This is a genomic window from Nostoc foliaceum FACHB-393, assembly GCF_014698505.1.
In the GTDB taxonomy this organism is placed as follows: Bacteria; Cyanobacteriota; Cyanobacteriia; order Cyanobacteriales; family Nostocaceae; genus Nostoc; species Nostoc foliaceum_A.
Map to the genome: position 1 here is coordinate 74,794 of NZ_JACJTD010000030.1, position 20,071 is coordinate 94,864.

The window sequence follows — 20,071 nt, forward strand, 5'->3', positions numbered from 1 at the left end:
TGAAGGGGGATTTAGGGGGATCTAAAACTTTTTGCTACCAACAACAGGACTTTTCAAACATCCTCTTAGAAGCGTTGAATAGCAAGTTTCTTTAGTAGGCACGCCAATATTAATACTGTTCTGAAGTACGACGATAACGACAAAAAACAAGAATTTCAAGCTACTATTACTGACATGCTTGCTGACCTATTTTGAGCCAGTCTGAAAAGAGTTGTGTGCTGGCAATCTTTGAGCGGATGCGATATATCCAAGAGTAAAGACGCTAAAATTTACAGCCGTTGATAAGGGTTAGGTTGATGAGTCCGTCACTGGAAAAAATTTTAAGCGAGATTGAGCAATTAACTCCAGAAGAGCAATTGACGGTGATGGGGCATTTGGTGGAGCGTATGAAGAAACATATCATTCAAGCGCAACCAAAACGCAAGTGGAGCAATTTGAAGGGTATGGCATCTTATCCGCTATTGGGTGAGGATGCTCAGGAATGGGTTTCGCGGACTCGACGGGAAGGAGATGAGCATCGAGAACGGTTGTTGCGAGGAGAGGAATGAAGATTAGTGATGCTGTCTTCTGGAGTTTCTCGCTTATTTCTCGATACAGCACCCGTAATTTATTTTGTAGAACGCAATCCGCAGTTTGTGGATTTAGTCGATCCAATTTTTGATCGGTTAGAAGCTGACATTACAGCAGTAGTATCTGCAATCACGCGATGTAAACTTATTCTTGGAACCCCTCTCCAAACCTCTCTCCGTTTCGGGGAGAGGCTTTGATTCTTGCTCCCCAACGCTAGTAGGGAAGGGGTTGGGGGTTAGGTTTGAGATAAAGTCGCACACGGCGTTGCAATCATAGCTAGTAGTAGCGCGGCAAGCTTAATTTGTTGGGCTGAGTAATCATTGAATAGTTTTATTTGAAACTTTCTAGGTTTTTTGAACCCAATGTTTTAAGCTTGCTGCGCTAGTAGATTGGGTTGAGGAATGTAGCAAGATCCCCCAGGGTAAGCCAACATTTTGATATCAGCCCTCAATTTCATACCAATTTCATTTTGAGATGAAAGACTGGGTATAAGGTGCAGAAAAATCTTCCAAAACAAAGCTAGCTTTGTTTACCAAAAATTACGATCGCAATTTCTTTGCACCCATACTTCAGGATTTCTGATAGCGATGCCCAACTCTCTGCGTTTCCAACCAATTCTAACCATGCGTTGTGTTTCTGGTACACTTGTCAGCTTGCTATTATTGGCAAGCCCAGTAGTAGTTTTAGCCCACGCCGGACACGGAGATGAATTTCAAGGAGAAAGTGAAACCACCCCAGCAACTAGCTCTATTCAAGTTGACGCTGAAACTGCTCAACGCCTGGGAATTAAAGTTGAGCCAGTAAAAAGCCAGCGTTTAGCTGTGGGTATAAAAACCACAGGACAGATTGAAACTTTACCTAGCAAACAAGTAGAAGTAACCACACCAATTGCAGGTGCAAAAGTGGTTGAGTTATTAGTAGAACCTGGTGCATTAGTTAAACAAGGTCAACCCGTCGCGATACTATCTAGTGCAGATTTGGTAGAACTGCGGGTTAACTCCCAGGAAAAATTGGCTCAAGGACAGGCTGATTTACAACAAGCCTTAGCTGATTTAAAATTAGCGCAACAAAACCGCGATCGCTATCAACAAATTACCACAGCAGAGATCGCCCAAGCCCAAAGTCAAGTGGCATTTGCCCAAGAAAAGTATGATAAAGATCAACAATTAGTTGCCCAAGGTGCTTTACCACGGCGTAATGCTCTCGAATCTCAAACTCAACTAGCACAAGCTAAAGCTGAACTTACCAAAGCCAATAGCCGCCGGGAATTGATTGAAGCTGAAAATCAACTTAAACGCGCTCAGGCATCTGTTGACGTAGCAAAATCCCGGATTAATCTCAGCAACAGCACTTATGAAACTCGGCTGCAACAACTAGGAATCCGTGGCAATGCCAAAGGATTGGTGACGGTAACATCTCCCATTTCTGGGAAGGTTGCAGATAGGGAAGTTACTCTTGGTCAAACCTTTGAGGATGCAGGTGGTAAGCTGATGACAATTGTCAATGACAATCAGGTTTTTGCCACAGCGAATATATATGAAAAAGATTTAGACAAAGTTAAAGCAGGACAACAAGTTAGGGTTAAAGTTGCTTCTGTCCCAAATCGTACTTTTACGGGACGAATTGCGGTAATTAATTCTGTAGTAACAGGCGAGACGCAGGTTGTACCTGTGAAAGCCGAAATCAATAACCCTGGTGGTGTACTCAAACCAGGAATGTTTGCAGACTTGGAAGTTTTGACAAACCAAACCTCCTCAGCTATCTTGGCGATTAAGAGTGCGGCTGTGGTAGAAGCTAATAATAAAAAAGTTGTCTACATCCAAAATGGCAATGCTTATCAACCAGTTGAAGTTACCTTAGGTCAAACCTCTGGAGATACGGTTGAGGTCAAAACTGGTTTATTTGAGGGTGATTTGATTGTCACCCAACGCGCACCGCAACTTTATGCTCAATCTCTGCGCGGTGATACCAAGAAAAAAGCAGACGAACACACGGAAACTCCTGTACAAAAAACAGAGACTAAAACGCCTAGCTTGCCAGTACCCTGGTGGATTGCAGCCGGGGGAGGAGCAGCACTGGCTACTGTAGCTTTTATGGCAGGTACTTTCTGGGCTGGCCATCATCGCAAACATCAATATCAATTTGCCACAGAAAGCTACCTTACAAAAGAACCTCTAAACAGTGCCGTACCAGAATTCAATGATAACCATCGGGTGACAAGTAAAGATTCAGAGATTGAGAAATAACAATGCTGAGTGCCATTATTAAGTGGGCGATCGCTCGCCGTTGGTTAGTCATTCTGGGGACAATTATCCTCACTATTTGGATATTTCGGACGATTATCCAAATGCCTTTGGATGTTTTTCCTAGCTTTGCACCACCCCAAGTTGAAATTCAAACTGAAGCACCAGGACTCGCCCCCGAAGAATTAGAATCCTTAGTAACTTTACCAATTGAAAGTGCGATTAACGGTACTCCAGGAGTAACAGCAGTCCGCTCATCTTCAGCGGCAGGAATCTCTGTGGTTAAAGTCATTTTTAACTGGGATACTGATATTTATCAAGCTCGTCAGCTAGTAACAGAGCGATTGCAACAGAGCTTTAGTAAGCTACCGTCAGGAGTGGAAACTCCCCAAATTTCCCCTACAAGCTCTCCCATTGGGACTGTATTACAATATGCCTTTACCTCCCAAAGCACTCCTTTGATGGAAGTGCGGCGCATTGTTGATTGGCAAGTAACAAATCGTCTTTTAGCTGTGCCTGGTGTTAGTCAGGTAATAGCTTATGGTGGCGATGTTCGCCAATATCAAGTATTAGTTGATCCAGAAAAATTAAAAGCCTTTAATGTCACTTTAGAAGAAGTAGAGCAAGCAGCCAAAGCTGCCAATGTCAATGCTCCTGGTGGCTATTTAATTACACCTGATCGAGAAAAGTTAATTCGAGGGATTGGGCGGATTGAATCTATCGAGGAATTACAGCAATCAGTGATTACTGCCCGCAATGGTACACCTGTCAATCTCTCAGATATTGCCGATGTGCAAATTGGTGCGGCGATAAAACGGGGTGATGGTAGTTTTAACACTCAAAAGGCAATTGTTGTAATGATTAACAAACAGTCTCAAGCCGATACTCCTACTGTCACTCGTCTTATAGAAAATGCGATGTTAGAGATTCAAGGAGGATTGCCCAAAGATATCAAAGTTACACCAACTTTTCGTCAAGAAAACTATATTGATTCTTCTATAAAAAATGTTAGAGAGGCTTTAATTGAAGGTAGTATTATTGTTGCTTTAATTCTGATTCCCTTCTTAATGAATTGGCGCAACTTAGCGATTTGTTTAACTGCCCTACCTTTATCTTTATTACTAGGAGTACTATTACTAAATTGGTTAGGGCAAGGTTTAAATACCATGACTTTGGGAGGATTAGCCGTAGCCATTGGTTCAGCCGTTGATGATGCAATTGTTGATGCTGAAAACGTTTACCGGAATCTGCGAGAAAATAAATATTCTCCCAACCCCCGCCCGGTTTTAGATGTTGTATTTGACGGTTGTCAAGAGGTACGCGATTCGGTATTTGGAGCTACGATCATTACTATAGTCGTCTTCTCCCCAGTTTTCGCTTTGGCTGGTGTAGAAGGCAGCATTTTTATCCCGATGGGATTAGGCTATATGGCAGCGGTTATCGCTTCGAGTATCACGGCATTAACGGTGACTCCGGCTTTATGTGCAATTTTACTGCCTTATGGTCGCTTGCCAGAAACAGAACCTTGGGTAGCGAGATTTTTTAAACGGCTTTATTATCCTTTATTAACATTTTCTTTAAAGCGTGCGGAAATTGTTTTAGGTTTAGCGATCGCTAGTTTGGTAGCTGCAACTATAATTTTCCCCTCCTTTGGCAGAATATTTTTACCAGAGTTTCAGGAGCAAACTTTAGTAAATACCCTAACTCTCTATCCGGGGGTTTCACTGGAAGCTACGAATGCAGCTGGTGAAGCACTTCAGCAAGCACTCAAGGGAGACTCTAGATTTCCTTATGTGCAGTTGCGTTCTGGACGTGCGCCAGGAGACGGGGATGCAGCAGGAGTGAATTTGGGACACTTGGATATCGAGTTAAGCGATGCAGCGATGAAAGATAGGGAGGGGACGATTGAGAAGTTAAGGGAAGAATTTGCTAAGTTACCGGGGGTAGCACCAAATATTGGTGGTTTTATCTCCCACCGCATGGATGAGGTATTGTCTGGAGTTAGGAGTGCGATCGCTGTCAAAATCTTCGGGCCAGATTTAGAACAACTCCACACCGTTGGACAGCAAGTTAATGATGTCATGAAAACCGTTAATGGGATTGTAGATTTACAACTAGAAACCCAAATACCGATTGAACAAATCCAAATAAAATTTAACCGACCTGCTGCTTACCGGTATGGTTTGACAATAGGCAAACTTTCAGAAATTATTGAAACTGCTCTGAATGGAAGAGTAGTATCTCAAATTTTAGAAAAACAACAAACTTTCGATTTAGCTGTGTGGTTAAAGCCAGATGCACGGCAAAATTTGGATACGATTCGCAATTTATTAATTGATACTCCTAGCGGTCAAAAAATTCTTTTAGCACAGGTTGCCACAATTGAAAACGGTACTGGGCCTAATACTATAAATAGAGAGAATGTATCCCGATTGATTGTTGTTTCTGCTAATGCTGATGGTAGAGATTTACGCTCCATTGTCAATGAAATTAGAGACAAAGTTAATCAACAAGTACATCCACCTTCTGGTTACTATATCCAGTATGCAGGACAGTTTGAAGCAGAAGAAAGAGCAACCCAGAATATTTTCATATCGAGTGCGATCGCTTTTGTTGCAATTACAGTCATCATGTACATTTCTGTCAAATCTATCCCTTCTACTGCCATGATTATGATTAATTTACCTTTGGCTTTAGTAGGAGGAGTATTTTCAGTAGCTTTGACTGGCGGTATTATTTCTATTGCCTCCTTGGTTGGCTTTATCACTCTATTTGGAGTTGCTACCCGCAATGGTTTGTTGCTTGTGGATAATTACAACACCAAATTTGCTGAGGGTTTACCACTTAAAGATGTTCTGGTTAAAGGGTCAATGGAACGTTTGAATGCCATTTTAATGACAGCTTTTACTTCTGCTTTGGGATTAGCACCTTTAGTAATTGAAAGTGGCCCAGGAAAGGAAATATTACAACCACTTTCAATAGTAGTGTTAGGTGGGTTGTTTACTTCTACGGCATTAACCTTAGTAGTTCTCCCCGCACTGTATGTCAAGTTTGGCAGGTTTTTGCTCCCTCAGCACACTAAAGCAATCTTATATGATTTGTGAAAATTAAAAGTTAAGATACCCGACTTTTCCAATAACTTGAGTATTTTACTTTTTCAATAAAGATTATCGAACTCCCAAAACTGCTAAAAGCATTTTGCCAAATTACCAATCAATTTCAAGCAAGGCAAAAATTAATGAAAAAACTAGAATCTAGTTTCATTATTATCGGAAGTGTAGGACTGCTTTTTTTAGTAGCTTGTAGTAACACTAATCAAACAGTTAATACAGAAAATAGCCCAGTTTCCTCTACTTCAAGCGCCAAGGCTCCATCAGTTATACCTTCACCTGGGGCTAAAAAAACAAATAGTCCGCATGGTGAATCTAAAGGTGGTCAAGTTGTAGAGACAGGAACTTATCACTTGGAGTTTTTAGCAGAGAAAGAAACCAATGCAACTCACATGGATTTATATTTGCAAAAAGGTGACAATCACGAAGCAGTACCTAATGCAAAGGTAATCGCTCAAGTCCAGCTACCGGATGGGAAACAAAAGTCAATTCCTTTAACCTATGACGTTAGTGGTAAACACTATGCGGCGACACTATCTGAAAATACATCTGGTCAATATCAGGTGAAAATTACTGCGGATATTAAAGGTGAAAAAGTAAACGGGCGTTTTAATTTTAATCGGTAATTGTTAGCTCGACTGACTGAATTACGAGTTAGTATGACAAGTGAAATTTATGCGAGTGCTACTAGTAGAAGATGAAGCAGATTTAGGTGATGCCATTAAGCGAACTCTTACACAACACAAGTACTTAGTCGATTGGGTACTAGATGGTAATGATGCCTGGGCATATTTAGAAAATAGCTGGACACAATATACATTAGCTATTTTCGATTGGATGCTACCAGGAATATCAGGATTAGAATTGTGCAAACAACTACGCTCCCACAAAAATCCTCTGCCTGTGTTAATGCTGACAGCCAAAGACAGCATGGAAGATAAAGTGGCTGGGCTAGATGCTGGCGCAGATGACTATTTAGTAAAACCATTTGGTATGGCAGAATTATTAGCAAGATTACGCGCATTGCAGAGGCGATCGCCCCAATTTCAGCCCCAGGAATTAACTGTTGGCAACCTAACTCTAGATTACGGTAATAATTTAGTTGTTAGTCAGAATGCTGGGGGAAATAAACAAGAGATTCCCCTAACAAATAAAGAATTCCAGCTACTAGAATATTTTATGAAGCACCCAAACCAAATTGTTACCACAGAACAAATTCGCAATCAGCTTTGGGAAGTAAGTGCAGAACCAGTTAGTAATGTGGTAGCTGCTCAAATGAGGTTGCTGCGTCGCAAACTAGCTAATAGTGGTTGCGAAAACATAATTGAAACTTTGCATGGGATGGGATATCGTTTGAATCTTACTGATGAAATTTCATAAGCGTGATCGGGGTGAAAATTTCAAGGTATGTCGTTGCGAGTCGAACAGAGTGATTCGTATATTTTAGATTTCGTTACACTCAAAAATAGCTATAACTGTCAAATAAATTTCAAGGAAGCATATTGACTATGAAGTGGCGAGTAATTCTCGAACCCGATCAAGAAACCGGAGAATGGGCTGTTTGGTGTCCCGAATTACCTGGTTGTACATCTGCGGGTGATACGGAAGAAGAAGCTTTAGAAAATATCCGCGAGGCAATTCAATTATATTTGGAAGCCGATCCAATTCAATTAGCACCAGGAGCAATATCCCGCGAGGTTACGGTAGGATGACTCGTACCCGACGAATGAATGCGGATGAGGTTGAAAGAATTTTACAAAACTACGGATTCGAGCTTATTTCTCAAAAAGGTAGCCATCGTAAATGGCGAAATGGCGATCGCCAACTACAAGTAATTGTGCCCTATCATAAAGGTCGGAATCTGCCAATTGGAACTTTGCGTAATATCATGATTGGTGCAGATATTCCCGAATCTGATTGGAAAACTGATTAGTAAAAAGTCACTAATTGTTACATCTATTCTCCTATTTGCAAACTCACCATTTTACCAAAATCTCTTTAACTTTGAGTTAATACAACTGCTGTTTTAACAAGTGCAATATAATAATCAGCAATGTTTCGGTAAGATTACTATCCCTAATTGCTGTATCAAAGCCATTGTGTCACCTTGACCCCAATGTTCCACAATTTTGCCATTTATAACACGATCTATATGCATAACTGAGAACTTAACCTGTTTACCAGTTGGCGGAATACCCATAAATTCCCCTTGGTGAGTTCCACAAAAAATCCCACGAGTCACAACTTGATTTTCTTCAGCAATCACATCTTCAAAAGTATGATAACCATCTGGAAAAGCCGCACGCATCATTAATGCATACTCAAAAAAAGCATCAACACCTTCGAGTTTATGACTTCCCATCACGCAACCAATAATATCTGGGGAAACTAACCTTTTCCCTTGTTCAATATCACCTAAATCAAAAGCTTTATAAGCTTGCAGAACAGTGGATTTATTATGTGCTAGAGACATACAGATTCTTGTTTTTTCATTGCCTTATTGTAAATTTAGCTGGCAAAATTACCGTTTACATTGACTTAGGTTAAGAAATTGCCTTTTTTTGAATTCTTCGTTTTAATCGGCTCAAAGATTCTGGTTCAACACCGAGATAGGACGCTATATAGTATTGAGGAATGCGCTGTAAAAGTTCAGCTTCAGTTTGAAGAAGTTTGAGATAGCGCTGTTCAGGCGTGTCTTTAAAAAGAGAAAGCAGTTTATCTCGTAGCATAAATGCAAGGCTCTCTGCATGGAGTCTCAAGAATTTTTGGCCTTCAGGAGCTAGCTCAAAAACTTGAAACAACTCATTGCTAACGATCAGTACCTCAGAGTCTTCAATTGCTTGGCAAGAAAAACACGCGGGTTGTTGCTTGCGGAAACTCTCGTAGTCACCTAGCGGTTGATTTTCCAGATGGAAGAACAATGTCAATTCTTTTCCATCTTTGAGGAAAAATGTTCTCAGACAACCTTTTAATGTCAAGCCAAGAAACTCACAAACATCACCCTCACGAAACAAGAATTCTCCCTTTTGAACCTTTACTGTCTTTAGAAGCGGCTCAATCCGCATTAATTCAATTTTAAATTCAGGTAGAAACTGCTGGATGAATTCGGAAAATTGTTCAAACATGGGGAATGCGATCGCACTAGGATAATTACAGGTTAACCACAGGTTGAAACTGCACGGCTGCTCACAATATCTTCTTATGAATCAGAATAAACTATTTCAGCAAACCCGCCTACGTTTAGCGCTGTGGTATGCGCTTGTCATGGCTTTGATTTTAAGCCTGTGCGGATTCGGCATCTACAGAGCAATTTCCCATGCCCATTGGATGACATTAGACCGAGAACTGGAGTCTGTCGCGGGAACATTGCACGATACTATTGAATTAAAATTACAAAAGCCTGGTCAATTGGAACCAGTGATACAACAACTTTTACCCAATATTTGCGTGGTTGGCGCTAGCTGCATTCAGGAGCAATTAAGTTCTAAACGCCATATTTTAAGCGCAATTAATCAAGGTAATTATTACGTCCGTTTTTTCGATAATTCAGGAAGCTTAATTGCGATCGCAGGAACTTATCCAGAAGGATTTCCTATAGTCTTTAACAACGAACTTTGGCAAACCCTTAAAGATAGGAAAGGCAACTTTTATCACCAAATTTCTTTTGTGCTACACACCCAAGAAAATCTCGATTGGGGTTACATCCAAGTAGGGCGAAGTCTTGCGGAATTTAATAGTTATCTCACTGCTATAAAACTCACTTTAGCATTGGGATTACCAATTGTTATGGGTTTGGTTGGTGTTGCTAGTTGGTGGTTGGCAGGATTGGCAATGCAGCCGATTTATCGCTCATATAAACAAGTCCAACAATTTACAGCAGATGCCGCACATGAATTGCGGACACCTCTAGCAGCAACCCAAGCGACAGTAGAATCTGCGCTGATGATGCCTCAATTAGATGAGACAGAAGCGCGGGATATTCTACAAACCATACACCGTCAGAATCAGCGGCTTACAACTCTGGTTACAGATTTACTGCTGCTGACTCGCCTGGATCGTCAATCTTTGCCAATGCAACGAGACATTTGTTGCTTAGATGATATTGTTAATGACTTAATAGAGGAATTTGCAGCCTTAGCGATCGCAGCCGATATTACACTAACATCTTCAATCCGGGTTTCAAATCCTCTAAATATTGTCGGCAATGAAGATCAGCTTTATCGCTTGTTTTCTAATTTAATTGTCAATGCAATTCAATACACCCCATCAGGAGGAAAGGTAACGGTTTCTGTAGACCGCAGTGATCATTATGCTGTGATTCAGGTGCAAGATACAGGCATTGGTATTTCCCAGCCAGAGTTAACGCGAATTTTTGACCGCTTCTATCGAGTGAATAGCGATCGCTCCCGTAGCACCGGCGGTTCTGGATTAGGATTAGCGATCGCACAAGCAATTGTTTTGGCACACCACGGCAGCATAGATGTGCAAAGTGAATTCGGCAAAGGTAGCACTTTTACTATTAAGTTACAAAGAAAGCCAGGAGGCAGGAAACACGATAGCGCAGCAGAGCGTCGGCAGGAGGCAAAAATTATTAACAGAAACTACTTTACATCTGTGGAAAACTTGTGGAAAAACATGCGAGTTTTTCCACAAGGTAATTATACTTAATTAAGTTTTACCAGCAAAATATCAAGTTTTCCACAGATTTTTCCACAAAAAGTAAGATTTTTTCCACAATATAAGTTAAATTTAATCAATTTTTATACGTTACTTAATATTCTCGACTACTTATTCAGCCGTCAAGGCTAATGATCAGAGTGCTGGTTGTGGAAAACTTCAAATAAATCTTCACGATGGTTTTTGGGAGCGGCTAGTCATATTGATGCGATCGCTCAGTTGGCGTAGAGTTTGCGCTAAAGTGCGATCGCTTTCTTGAAGTTGAGTAATTTTATCGCAACTATAGATTACCGTTGTATGGTCTTTACCACCAAATTCCTCGCCAATTCTCGGCAAACTCAGAGATGTGTGTTGGCGCATGAGATACATTCCTATTTGACGCGCCCAGCTAATCTCTCTACGTCGTGAGTTACCTTTGAGATCGTCTATTAAAATATCAAAATTATCCGCCACAACCTTTAAAATTGCTTCTGGGGTAGCTGTCATTTTTTCGTTAGGCGGTTCTAAAACTGGTGTGATATTTTCCACCGTCATCGGTAAGCCCCAAATGGAAATATAAGCCACCGCCCGAATTAAAGCTCCTTCTAATTCTCTAATGTTAGAAGTATAGTTAGAAGCAATATACTCAATCACGTCGCGGGGAAGCCGAATATTTTCATCCTCAGCTTTTTTCTGCAAAATGGCCATTCTAGTTTCTAAATCCGGCTTTTGGATATCTGCGATTAACCCCATAGAGAACCGAGAACAAAGCCGCTCTTGTAAGCTAGGAATTTGGTTAGGAGGACGGTCGGAAGCAATGACAACTTGTTTGCCAGCTTCATGTAAAGTATTAAAAGTATAAAAAAATTCTTCTTGGGTGTATTCCTTCCCTTCAAGAAACTGAATATCATCAACTAATAAAACATCAGCGGCTCGGTAATGCTCTCGAAAGCTCTGCATACTATCCTTACGAATCGCTGTAATTAAATCATTAGTAAACTGCTCAGTCGAAACATAAAATATTTTACAATTAGGCGAAATTTCCCAGCGATAGTGACCAATAGCCTGCATGAGATGAGTTTTCCCCAAACCTACGCCACCGCATAAAAATAAAGGATTGAACTCCCTACCTGGAGATTCTGCAACTGCTAAAGAAGCAGCATGAGCCATCCGATTGTTAGCACCAACTACAAACCGGGAAAAGACATATTTAGAGTTTAAATCAGTAGTTTTATGATTGTGATTAGGAACAGCTTCCGAAATACTGCTAGGATTTGGTGATTCCCAAGAAACCTCTCGCTCACTAAAATGAGAAACTTCATCACCTTGAGCAACAGTAATGTAAATTCCTACGGGATGACCGAGAATATCTTGTACTACATGAGCAATGGTATTGATGTAATACTTCTGTAACCAATTACGAGCAAATGGGTTAGGAGTACGAATAACCAAGCAATTATTTTCTAATCGCTCTGCACTAGCAGTTTTGATCCAAGTTTCAAAGGTGGGTCGGGATAGTTCAAGCTGTAGGCGCTCTAGTACCTGACTCCACAGAGTTTCTATGGGAATTTCCATTATCCACCACCTTTGCTGCTAATCGTCACAATAGAAGAGAAAGCACCAATTTAGCATCCAGACACGCTAGACCTAGAATAAGCTTTTAACTTGTAATCATTTTGGGACATACCCAGTAGGCAAGATCCTAACATCCACTGACTGATACGGAGAAGCAACAACACATGAAGACAACAAACCATCACTTAGTGCCCAAAAATATTGATACTAGGCGTTTACCCCACAGGTTGTGGATGCTCTCATATGGGTTAGCAGTGGTGTTATTGGGGAGCTGCTCTCTTTTACCTGCTAAGACCTTTGAGACTCGGCAAAACGAGACTCAAACCCAAACGACAACAGAACCTAATCCGGTAATTGTCCCTCCGCCGATTTTTTCTTCGTCTGGAGATCCTAATTTTGTGGTGAAGGTAGTGCAACAGGTGGGGCCTGCGGTAGTTCGCATTGATTCTTCCCGAACAATCACTTCTCGCATACCAAACGAATTTAATGATCCATCATTCCGGCGGTTTTTTGGAGGTGCAGTACCACAGCCTAGAGAACGAGTAGAGCGGGGTAGTGGCTCTGGATTTATCATTACTTCCTCAGGCCAAATTTTGACCAATTCTCATGTGGTAGATGGTGCTGATAGAGTGACTGTCACACTCAAAGATGGCCGAACTTTTGACGGTAAAGTTTTGGGTGAAGATCCGGTAACTGATGTGGCTGTGATCGAAATCGATGCTAATAATCTGCCAACCCTAGCAGTGGGTAATTCCGATGCTTTGCAACCAGGAGAAGCAGTAATTGCCATTGGCAACCCTTTAGGCTTGAATAATACCGTAACATCTGGGATTATTAGTGCTACAGGTCGTTCTGGTAGCGATATCGGTGCTAGTGACAAGCGGGTTGATTACATCCAAACTGATGCTGCGATTAACCCTGGTAATTCCGGTGGCCCATTGCTAAATGTTCGTGGCCAAGTAATTGCGATGAACACAGCTATTATTCGAGGTGCTCAAGGTTTGGGATTTGCTATCCCCATTAATACTGTGCAAAGAATTTCCCAGCAATTAATTGCTACAGGCAAGGTGGATCATCCTTATTTGGGCGTTCAGATGGTGACACTGACACCAGATATCAAAGAGAGAATAAAAAGTAGAGCAGGCGATCGCTTAAATCTTACAGCAGAAGAGGGAGTTTTGCTGGTTGAGATTGTGCCGCGATCGCCTGCATCTGTGGCTGGACTACGAGTTGGTGATGTGATTAAAAGCATTAATAACCAGCCTGTTACTAAAATTGAAGAAGTACAAAGGCTAGTAGAAAAGAGCAAAATCGGTACCAATCTACCAATAGAAGTGGAACGCAATGGGCAAACTGTCCAAATAGGAGTTCAACCTGCTCCTTTACCTGTAAGACGTGAAGGATGATGTTAGGAGGCAGGGGGCAAGAGTCATAAAAATTTTTCTAATGCCCAATACTTCTATACGAGAGGCTACGCCCTAAGCGTAGCTATGCCGCAGGCTTTACGGCAAAGCTCAGTACAAGTGCCCAATGCCCCACTAACCATTGCTTAAAGGAGTTTTATCATGACTGAGTTAGCGCCAATAATTCAATTAGGCAATCCAACATTACGCCAAAAAGCTGCTTGGGTTGAGAATATTCAAGATGAGCATATCCAAAAATTAATTAAAGACTTAATTGCCACTGTTGCCAAAGCTAACGGTGTGGGAATTGCTGCGCCTCAAGTAGCACAATCCTATCGTTTATTTATTGTGGCTTCCCGTCCTAATGCCAGGTATCCCAACGCCCCAGAAATGGAACCTACTGCCATGATTAATCCCAAAATCATTGCTCATTCAACTGAAGTTGTCAAAGATTGGGAAGGTTGTTTAAGTGTTCCAGGAATTAGGGGGTTAGTTCCTCGACATAAAGCTATTGAAGTGGAATACACTGACTCTCAAGGCAAGTTACAAAAGCAAGAATTAACCGATTTTATCGCTCGGATTTTTCAACACGAGTATGATCATCTCGACGGTATTGTATTTGTTGATCGCCTAGAAAACACTCTCGATATGATTACTGAGCAGGAATATCAACAACGAGTTGTTAACAAATAGATGTGAGTTGAGAGTGGTGTACACCAATGTTGAAAGCTCATCCCATCCCTAAAAGGGGATGGGATAACACGTGCATACTGATGACGGTTAACAGTTAACGGCGGGGCGGCTATCCCGGACACCTCACAAAGCAAGTGGGCTTCCCACCGCCTTAGTGAGAAGCTTACGCAAAAATCACCAAAAAGCTTAATTTATTAAATCGCCTTTTCTGCGATAGGCTTCCGCCAAAGCGAAGCGTCTCGTAGAGAAGAGAAGAATCGTAGAGTGTGCGTAAGTCCTATTAATTACGAATTACGAATTATTTAAGCGTGTGCTTCACAAACTTGCTCGTCCCGCCACAATTGATATAGCCGCGTTGCTGGCATCGTCATATATAAAACATCACCCGCACTGAGGTTAGTTTCTAATAAATCCCAGCCATGAAGGGTTTGGTGGTTTGTTTCTACATACAAAGGTACACAGTCAGCTGACATCGCTACATCTTTCACCCACTGGCCACAAAAGACGTGTGAAGGTGTAATCACAGTTGCAAAAGCCACCCAAAGACTATCTGCCGTGATGCCATTGCCAAGAATGCGCCCCCCCAGTGCAGCGGCGGCAAAAGCTGGGGCTGCTAGTTCAGCCGGACTCAGTACGGCCTCGAAGCCAAATAGCTGTTGGGCTATGCCAGCAAAATCGGGATCGGCATAATGAACAATCACCGGAATGCTGGGTGTCAAACCTTTGGCTTTAAGAGCAATTTCCAGATTGGTAGCATCATTGCTAGTAACAGCAAGCACTGCGGCGGCACAGTCTATATTGCTGGCTTTGAGTATTGTGCGGAAGCTGGCATCTCCCTGAATAACAGGAATACCTAGTTCGCGGGCGGTATTAATATATTTGTTGTTGGAGTCGGGTTCAACTACTACAACTTCATGTCCGCTGGCGTGGAGTTGCTGGACAATTCTCACCCCAATACCACTCAATCCACAAACAATGTAGTGATATCGCTGGGGAATTCGGGCTGCATCCCAAAATTGCTTAAAGCGGCTTCCTAAGACAAAATCGGTGAGCATTGCATACCAAATACCAATTACCACTGCTCCAACCAGCATCATCACAACAGTAAATAACTTAATAGTGTTAGGAGCATTTTCTACTACTTTGTCATTACCACCTGCTCCCGTAATCATGCCTACAGAAAAATATAGAGCATCGACAGGAGATAAACTCAACTCAGCCGACATGTAGGTTAGTGTAGCAATCAGAATAACTGCCAAGAGTACAATAGCGCCCACCACTACCGATCGCCCATGTTGCTGAAACTGCTTAAGATTAGTCATAACTTTCAGCAGTTTTTTAATCAATGATCTCCGGGGAGAACGGATGCGGGGTTGGGTGCCAATAATTAAGCGATCGCCTACTTGTATCTCTTGTCCAGATATTACAGCCGACACCAAATCCATCTCGCCTTTTACTGGCAAGTAATAAATTAACATCCGCGATCGGTCTTCCCACAATTCACTCAGCTTTAGACCCCTCCAGAAGTGGTTTTCATCAATGAATTCTTCGTGAATTGGCCAAGTTTGCTGAAATAATTTGATTTGTCCGATCGCTCGGTTTCCCAGTGCTGCAAAGGTAAATACGGGTGCTGCTAATCCCACAACACTCATACTCAAATGGTCTGGCAAACTTTGATCTAGGCGCTCCCCCAAATTTGTATTATAAAAACGGTTGATAATCCGAATCTGGGGATTCAGTACCCGCGCTTGCATCATAATAGACAAATTCAGAGCATCTTTAGAGCCAGCGATGACTAAAGTGTGTGCCTGTTGAATTCCTGCTGCTGTTAGGGTAGAAGCTGCTTGTAAATCGCCAACAATCACATCTCCTGCTGTTTCGCCAGGGATAGATTGGTGATGAATGCCAACAACGAAGGCTCCCTGGTGTCTCAGCAAACGAAAGGTTTTATATCCGGTACGTCCTAAGCCACAAACAATAATTCGAGGTTTCATGAAACGGCAGCATCTTTTACAGGTAGGGCTGCATTTCTAGTTATTTATTAATATTGTTGCCCACTTTCCGGGAATATAACTGTAGCTGACAACACGATTGTTTCAAATAAGATGGCACTTTTACAAAATTATAAAAGTCGATGTTATTTGGATACCTGAAATTTGAAAAGATTCAAGTTATGAAAAATTGGATAAAATTAACAAGTTTTAGTAGTATTTTATGCCCTCTAGTTGTGGCAGGAACCATAGCTGTTACAGCGCAAGCACAGCCCCAGTCAGGGCCAGAGCCTATTTCTGCCCCTCATGTGACACTGAATGTACAACGTAGCAGTGGTACATGTCCTCAAACAATTGGACTGTGGTGGTTTCTTCTCCCTTACGAAGGCGGTGCTGAACATACGGTAGTGGCTGATACCAGAGAGTTTGCAGATACAACTAAATTAGTTTCATCTAATAAGCAGTTTGTGGAATTTGTTTCACCTTTACGGAGCAATTATGCTTCTTGTGTAGGTCAAACTCGTGGGCAGGGATATAGTTTCTACAATGTAGAATTTAAGAATAAAAAAGCTTATTTCCGTGTGGATTTGCGAAAAATTGATGCACCCCTTAGCCTAATCACTTACAAAAGTGTAGTGGCTTCCCGCCCTTATGTCAGATGGGCGATCGCTGACTAACTCCTTACTAACTCCTTAAATAGGAGAGTTTTTCTAGGCAGGGCTTCAACAGCTAATAAAAACAGCCAATAAAATAATATAGAAAAATATGGCAATTTTTGTAGGTTGTGATACGCTATCTGCTTGAGGAGTGTGGAGGAACCGAAAATGGCAAAGCTGCGCGTGGGGTTACTGTTTGGCGGTCGTTCGGGAGAACATGAAGTTTCGATCAAATCAGCACGGGCGATCGCTAAAGCCTTGAGTGCAGAGCAAAATGCTAGTAAGTACGAAATACTGCCTTTTTACATCCAAAAAGATGGACGCTGGCTAGCCGGAGAAGCACCGCAAAAGGTTTTAGAAACTGGCACTCCGCTACTGGAATCTGAACAATCAACTTCCCAAGGGGATCTGACATCCAACCCTCAAGCCCAAATCCTCAGCAAGTGGCAATCTCCTTCTCAAGTTGCCCAAGTGGATGTTTGGTTTCCCATTCTCCACGGCCCCAACGGTGAAGACGGAACAATCCAAGGGTTACTCACTTTGATGCAAGTTCCCTTTGTCGGTTCTGGGGTGTTAGGTTCGGCAGTGGGGATGGATAAAATCGCCATGAAAATGGCCTTTGAGCAAGCGGGACTAGCACAGGTAAAATACAAGGCGATAACTAGAGCGCAGGTTTGGTCTAATCCTTGCGTATTTCCGAAATTGTGTGATGAAATTGAGGCAGCATTAGGTTATCCCGCTTTTGTTAAGCCTGCTAATTTGGGTTCATCAGTGGGTATTGCCAAAGTGCGATCGCGCCAAGAATTAGAAGCCGCTTTAGATAATGCTGCCAGTTATGATCGAAGACTGGTTGTGGAAGCTGGTGTCGTAGCCAGGGAAGTTGAGTGTGCTGTTTTAGGAAACGATCAACCTCAAGCCTCTGTCATTGGAGAGATTACTTATGACAGCGATTTTTATGATTATGAAACTAAATATACTGAGGGTCGCGCAGATTTACTGATACCAGCACCGCTTCCAGATGCGATCGCCCGTCAAATTCAGGACATGGCTTTACAAGCTTTTGCAGCAGTTGACGCTGCGGGGTTAGCAAGGGTAGATTTTTTCTACGTGGAAGCAACAAAAGAAGTTTTGATTAATGAAATAAATACGTTGCCAGGCTTTACTGCGACTAGTATGTATCCCCAACTCTGGGCCCATAGTGGAGTCTCCTTTCCAGAATTAGTTGATCGGTTAATTCAACTTGCTCTTGAAAGGTATTCTCCTAGCTAACGGACAAAATAAACGAACTGATTTTTAAATTTTTACAGGAAAAAGTCACAATAAATACAGAATTTTGGCAAAAATTAGCCAGATTTGGTAGCCTATGTTTTACAAAAAAGCTACTTAAATCTGAACTTTTGTTACGGATACCTGATGCTTAACTCCTCCAGTACAATTTATTGACTAGAGGGGTACAAATCTGAAAGTAATCATGGAAAAAAGTCAGAGTGTACAGCGCGAGCGAACCCAACTAAGAGGGGCTACTCCAGAGCTGACAAACAGGAAATCGAGATTAAAACAAAGCTCGAACGTTCTGATATATCTGGTTGCACACCATCCTTGGCTATTGTTAACTGGGTGTTTAGCCATGTTTTTAGGAGGTGGTGCCTTTGCCCTGTATAGCTTAGGTAATGCTGGACAGGTAACACAAGAAGAACCAGAAAAAATCCCAGTTATAGTTGAAGAACCAATCAATGCGCCTTCTGAGAATAGTAATCCTACACCTTTATGGATGGTGGCTGCGATCGTCCTCAGCTGTGGTAGTGGTTCCTTGCTCATTTTCCGAATGCTCAACCGGACAACCCAACCGCAAAAAGTCCAAAAACAGATTAACCGTCATCAGGCACGCTTGGCACAGAACCATTACCAAAGATTGGAGCCACGCCTTCCCAAGAACCAGCCAATCTTTGTGCCACAGCCACAACTGATGCCTATGATGCAGATGCGACCTAAAACAAAACATTTGGTGACGGTTCTGCCAGCAGAACACAAGCACCACTTGGATATGCGCACAGACTCTTTAGCAGACTTGATGGATCTTCGTAAAGATAGTTCACTGTCTGCAATTTTACGCCAGTATTAAAGTTCCTGTAAAGCAAAAACCTTTCAAAATAATATTTTTTGCGAATTAAGGCACGGTTCTACCGTGCCTTTACTAATATCTAGAGGATATATATAGGACTAGTATTTGATTTTTGAAAAGATACGTAGGGTGCGTTAGCGACAGCGTAACGCACCATTCTTAAGGCTTTGGTGCGTTACGGCTTACGCCTAACACACCCTACAAATACTTAGATTTTTTCAGAAATCAAATATGATTCCTATAGCTGTTCTCACTTCGGTGCAACCCCACCCCGTATTTGCTGACGCAAACACTCCCTTCTCTTTGCTAAGGAGAAGGGTTGCGGCGAACGCGCTTAAAAAATGATCTTGCTGAAAAAAAAAGCAGCAGTCTGTCCAGTTAAACTGATAAGGTTGAAAATAGCAGATCAAGCAGTGAATAACATAGTGCGGTTAGTTTTGACAGCAATATTGCTGGTGCTAGTGACAGCTTGTGGCAGTATTGGACTGCTACCGACTAGCGAGTTAGTGCAAAAAGCGATCGCACTTGGGCTAGAGCAAACTCAACAAAAACTTAGCCAACAGTTGGATCTAGATTTTCAAGGATTTGAAATCAAGCGGCTATCAATTACCCAAGAACAACCTCTAACGATTGAAAATTTACCAGCTTTCCGCGTTCGGGGAACCTACGACTTGATTGTAAAACTACCAAAACGGCGCTTGACGCAACCAAAAAAACCTTTTGACGTTTACCTGCAAATTCAGCAAGAAGGCAAAACCTGGCGATTGCTGCTTCCAGAAAAAGGTAGTAAAGATACTCAATCAATTTGGCGTAGCTATCTCATCGAATAGCTGGAATGTGCAACTACAAAAACCATCACAATCTATTTCTGTTCCTACTTTCGCCAAAAGGCTAGCAAAGATACTCAACCTAATTGGCAATGAAAGAATTAAAAAGTTCGTCGAGCCGATTGATTCGTCTGTTTAAACAAAGTCGAGAGAATTGGAAAGAAACAGCGCTTGAAAGGCAACGAAAGCTGAGAGCGCTTGAAATAAAGATTAGAGATTTATCGC

Annotated in this window: 19 protein-coding genes; 15 read left to right on the forward strand and 4 right to left on the reverse strand. The window is 41.9% G+C overall.

The genetic code is table 11. The features are described 5' to 3' along the window. Positions 1-296: 296 nt before the first annotated feature. The 8 genes from H6G92_RS22865 (at position 297) to H6G92_RS22900 (ending at position 7,856) form a co-directional block, all read left to right on the forward strand. On the forward strand, positions 297-548 hold the full coding sequence (locus tag H6G92_RS22865) for a hypothetical protein (RefSeq protein WP_190896045.1): 252 nt from the start codon (positions 297-299) through the stop codon (positions 546-548). 6 nt (positions 549-554) lie between these two features. Beyond that, complete coding sequence (locus H6G92_RS22870) at positions 555-767, forward strand: hypothetical protein (RefSeq protein WP_242059276.1); 213 nt, start codon at positions 555-557, stop codon at positions 765-767. A gap of 390 nt (positions 768-1,157) precedes the next feature. After that, a complete protein-coding gene (locus H6G92_RS22875) occupies positions 1,158-2,816 on the forward strand; it encodes an efflux RND transporter periplasmic adaptor subunit (RefSeq protein ID WP_190896047.1) in 1,659 nt (552 codons plus the stop codon). 2 nt (positions 2,817-2,818) lie between these two features. Next, positions 2,819-5,917 (forward strand): efflux RND transporter permease subunit, encoded by a 3,099-nt coding sequence (locus H6G92_RS22880; RefSeq protein WP_190896049.1) that lies wholly within the window; start codon positions 2,819-2,821, stop codon positions 5,915-5,917. Between the two features lie 134 nt (positions 5,918-6,051). Further along, on the forward strand, positions 6,052-6,549 hold the full coding sequence (locus H6G92_RS22885; RefSeq protein ID WP_190896051.1) for a hypothetical protein: 498 nt from the start codon (positions 6,052-6,054) through the stop codon (positions 6,547-6,549). Between the two features lie 49 nt (positions 6,550-6,598). After that, a complete protein-coding gene (gene rppA / locus H6G92_RS22890; RefSeq protein WP_190896053.1) occupies positions 6,599-7,303 on the forward strand; it encodes a two-component system response regulator RppA in 705 nt (234 codons plus the stop codon). Between the two features lie 128 nt (positions 7,304-7,431). Continuing rightward, on the forward strand, positions 7,432-7,635 hold the full coding sequence (locus H6G92_RS22895; RefSeq protein ID WP_086687204.1) for a type II toxin-antitoxin system HicB family antitoxin: 204 nt from the start codon (positions 7,432-7,434) through the stop codon (positions 7,633-7,635). Then, a complete protein-coding gene (locus H6G92_RS22900; protein WP_190896055.1) occupies positions 7,632-7,856 on the forward strand; it encodes a type II toxin-antitoxin system HicA family toxin in 225 nt (74 codons plus the stop codon). The genes H6G92_RS22895 and H6G92_RS22900 overlap by 4 nt, the downstream gene beginning before the upstream one ends. Positions 7,857-7,970: 114 nt before the next feature. On the opposite strand, the gene H6G92_RS22905 is transcribed toward H6G92_RS22900, so the two are convergent. After that, the gene (locus H6G92_RS22905; protein ID WP_190896057.1) at positions 7,971-8,396 is read right to left on the reverse strand and encodes an ester cyclase; all 426 of its coding nucleotides are present in this window, start codon (positions 8,394-8,396) and stop codon (positions 7,971-7,973) included. A gap of 70 nt (positions 8,397-8,466) precedes the next feature. Beyond that, entirely contained in the window at positions 8,467-9,048 is a 582-nt protein-coding gene (locus H6G92_RS22910) for a Crp/Fnr family transcriptional regulator (RefSeq protein ID WP_190896059.1), read from the reverse strand. A gap of 76 nt (positions 9,049-9,124) precedes the next feature. Between H6G92_RS22910 and rppB the strand changes: the two genes are divergently transcribed. Beyond that, the gene (gene rppB, locus H6G92_RS22915; RefSeq protein WP_190896061.1) at positions 9,125-10,591 is read left to right on the forward strand and encodes a two-component system sensor histidine kinase RppB; all 1,467 of its coding nucleotides are present in this window, start codon (positions 9,125-9,127) and stop codon (positions 10,589-10,591) included. Between the two features lie 180 nt (positions 10,592-10,771). Here rppB and dnaA read toward each other — a convergent pair whose 3' ends face one another. Then, positions 10,772-12,154 (reverse strand): chromosomal replication initiator protein DnaA, encoded by a 1,383-nt coding sequence (gene dnaA / locus H6G92_RS22920; RefSeq protein WP_190896063.1) that lies wholly within the window; start codon positions 12,152-12,154, stop codon positions 10,772-10,774. A gap of 164 nt (positions 12,155-12,318) precedes the next feature. Here dnaA and H6G92_RS22925 point away from each other — a divergent pair, with 164 nt between their 5' ends. Further along, positions 12,319-13,560, forward strand: a complete 1,242-nt coding sequence (locus H6G92_RS22925; RefSeq protein WP_190896065.1) for an HhoA/HhoB/HtrA family serine endopeptidase — start codon at positions 12,319-12,321, stop codon at positions 13,558-13,560. 159 nt (positions 13,561-13,719) lie between these two features. Then, a complete protein-coding gene (def, locus tag H6G92_RS22930; RefSeq protein ID WP_190896067.1) occupies positions 13,720-14,250 on the forward strand; it encodes a peptide deformylase in 531 nt (176 codons plus the stop codon). 302 nt (positions 14,251-14,552) lie between these two features. Here def and H6G92_RS22935 read toward each other — a convergent pair whose 3' ends face one another. Then, entirely contained in the window at positions 14,553-16,244 is a 1,692-nt protein-coding gene (locus H6G92_RS22935) for an NAD-binding protein (protein ID WP_190896069.1), read from the reverse strand. A 179-nt stretch (positions 16,245-16,423) separates the two neighbouring features. Here H6G92_RS22935 and H6G92_RS22940 point away from each other — a divergent pair, with 179 nt between their 5' ends. The 4 genes from H6G92_RS22940 to H6G92_RS22955 all read left to right on the forward strand — a co-directional run bounded on the left by H6G92_RS22940 (position 16,424) and on the right by H6G92_RS22955 (position 19,849). After that, a complete protein-coding gene (locus tag H6G92_RS22940; protein WP_190896071.1) occupies positions 16,424-16,918 on the forward strand; it encodes a hypothetical protein in 495 nt (164 codons plus the stop codon). Between the two features lie 147 nt (positions 16,919-17,065). Further along, on the forward strand, positions 17,066-18,166 hold the full coding sequence (locus H6G92_RS22945; protein ID WP_190896073.1) for a D-alanine--D-alanine ligase family protein: 1,101 nt from the start codon (positions 17,066-17,068) through the stop codon (positions 18,164-18,166). A 202-nt stretch (positions 18,167-18,368) separates the two neighbouring features. Then, positions 18,369-19,019, forward strand: coding sequence for a hypothetical protein (locus H6G92_RS22950; RefSeq protein WP_242059277.1), 651 nt, complete (start codon positions 18,369-18,371; stop codon positions 19,017-19,019). A gap of 422 nt (positions 19,020-19,441) precedes the next feature. Further along, positions 19,442-19,849 carry a hypothetical protein gene (locus H6G92_RS22955; RefSeq protein WP_190896090.1) on the forward strand — a complete coding sequence of 136 codons (408 nt, stop codon included), beginning with the start codon at positions 19,442-19,444 and terminating at the stop codon, positions 19,847-19,849. Positions 19,850-20,071: the final 222 nt, after the last annotated feature.

What these genes read in the sequence shown, in the direction of transcription:
- H6G92_RS22900 (WP_190896055.1), top strand. Translation starts at nt 7,632, where the DNA reads ATGACTCGTACCCGACGAATGAATGCGGATGAGGTTGAAAGAATTTTA.
- H6G92_RS22905 (WP_190896057.1), bottom strand. Translation starts at nt 8,396, where the DNA reads ATGTCTCTAGCACATAATAAATCCACTGTTCTGCAAGCTTATAAAGCT.
- rppB (WP_190896061.1), top strand. Translation starts at nt 9,125, where the DNA reads ATGAATCAGAATAAACTATTTCAGCAAACCCGCCTACGTTTAGCGCTG.
- H6G92_RS22945 (WP_190896073.1), top strand. Translation starts at nt 17,066, where the DNA reads ATGGCAAAGCTGCGCGTGGGGTTACTGTTTGGCGGTCGTTCGGGAGAA.
- dnaA (WP_190896063.1), bottom strand. Translation starts at nt 12,154, where the DNA reads ATGGAAATTCCCATAGAAACTCTGTGGAGTCAGGTACTAGAGCGCCTA.
- H6G92_RS22875 (WP_190896047.1), top strand. Translation starts at nt 1,158, where the DNA reads ATGCCCAACTCTCTGCGTTTCCAACCAATTCTAACCATGCGTTGTGTT.
- H6G92_RS22880 (WP_190896049.1), top strand. Translation starts at nt 2,819, where the DNA reads ATGCTGAGTGCCATTATTAAGTGGGCGATCGCTCGCCGTTGGTTAGTC.
- H6G92_RS22910 (WP_190896059.1), bottom strand. Translation starts at nt 9,048, where the DNA reads ATGTTTGAACAATTTTCCGAATTCATCCAGCAGTTTCTACCTGAATTT.
- H6G92_RS22865 (WP_190896045.1), top strand. Translation starts at nt 297, where the DNA reads ATGAGTCCGTCACTGGAAAAAATTTTAAGCGAGATTGAGCAATTAACT.
- H6G92_RS22925 (WP_190896065.1), top strand. Translation starts at nt 12,319, where the DNA reads ATGAAGACAACAAACCATCACTTAGTGCCCAAAAATATTGATACTAGG.
- rppA (WP_190896053.1), top strand. Translation starts at nt 6,599, where the DNA reads ATGCGAGTGCTACTAGTAGAAGATGAAGCAGATTTAGGTGATGCCATT.
- H6G92_RS22940 (WP_190896071.1), top strand. Translation starts at nt 16,424, where the DNA reads ATGAAAAATTGGATAAAATTAACAAGTTTTAGTAGTATTTTATGCCCT.
- H6G92_RS22885 (WP_190896051.1), top strand. Translation starts at nt 6,052, where the DNA reads ATGAAAAAACTAGAATCTAGTTTCATTATTATCGGAAGTGTAGGACTG.
- H6G92_RS22895 (WP_086687204.1), top strand. Translation starts at nt 7,432, where the DNA reads ATGAAGTGGCGAGTAATTCTCGAACCCGATCAAGAAACCGGAGAATGG.
- H6G92_RS22935 (WP_190896069.1), bottom strand. Translation starts at nt 16,244, where the DNA reads ATGAAACCTCGAATTATTGTTTGTGGCTTAGGACGTACCGGATATAAA.
- def (WP_190896067.1), top strand. Translation starts at nt 13,720, where the DNA reads ATGACTGAGTTAGCGCCAATAATTCAATTAGGCAATCCAACATTACGC.
- H6G92_RS22950 (WP_242059277.1), top strand. Translation starts at nt 18,369, where the DNA reads ATGGAAAAAAGTCAGAGTGTACAGCGCGAGCGAACCCAACTAAGAGGG.